Genomic DNA, 746 nt, shown 5'->3' with positions numbered 1-746 from the left:
TCCAGCCTGAGTTAGGGCCGAGCGGGGAGGAAAAGCGACGGGCGTCGATGCCGGCACGCGGCGGCGCGCCGGGGCGGCGGAGCCCGTCAGGAAGCGTCGCCGCGGGGGTGGCGTGTGGCGGCGCTGGTGCGACCGAAACCGAGAGAGCCGGCGACGGCGGGCAGCAGCGCCTCGGCTGTGCGGCGGTAGCCGAGCGCGCTCGGGTGGAAGCGATCAAGGCTGAACATCTCATCGGGCTGCGAGATGAAGAACGGGCCGACGGCGTGCCGGAGCGAGACCGCATACGCGCCGGCGGCGACGGCCGCGTCCGCCTGAGCGAGTGCGAGCTGGCGCGACATGCGCGATCCGAGCGAACGAAGCGGCTGCGGCACCGGACGGAGGGCACCGAGATCGGGACACGTGCCGACGACCACCTGCGTTCCGCGCGAGCGGAGGCGTGCGATCGCCTCGGTCAGGTGCGAGACGGAGGTCGCCACCGGAACGCGGTGCGTGATGTCGTTCCCGCCGACGATGATGACCGCGACATCGGGTTGGTACTCGTCCGGCAGGTCATCGAGCTGCTCGCGGAGCGCCGATGACTCGGATCCGACGACCGCCACCGTGCGCAGGCGCACGGGTCGCCGCGCCCTGTTCGCGAGGCCCTTGGCGATGCGCGCCCCGAGCGTCTCCTTGCGTCGCGTCGCGCCGAGACCGGCGGCGATCGAGTCACCGAGGATCAGCAGCTCCAGCGGCTCGCCGTCGAGCTT

Annotated in this window: 1 protein-coding gene; it reads right to left on the bottom strand. The window is 72.5% G+C overall.

What is annotated here, in order from left to right; all coding sequences use genetic code 11:
* Nucleotides 1-86 precede the first annotated feature (86 nt).
* The coding region (locus B3S45_RS05195; RefSeq protein ID WP_286717752.1) for an SGNH/GDSL hydrolase family protein at nt 87-746 on the bottom strand (660 nt) is incomplete at its 5' end.

Origin of the sequence: Microbacterium sp. UBA1612, from assembly GCF_002321605.1 — a bacterium.
Classification (GTDB): domain Bacteria; phylum Actinomycetota; class Actinomycetes; order Actinomycetales; family Microbacteriaceae; genus Microbacterium; species Microbacterium luteum.
This window is presented reverse-complemented; position numbering and strand designations above follow the sequence as displayed.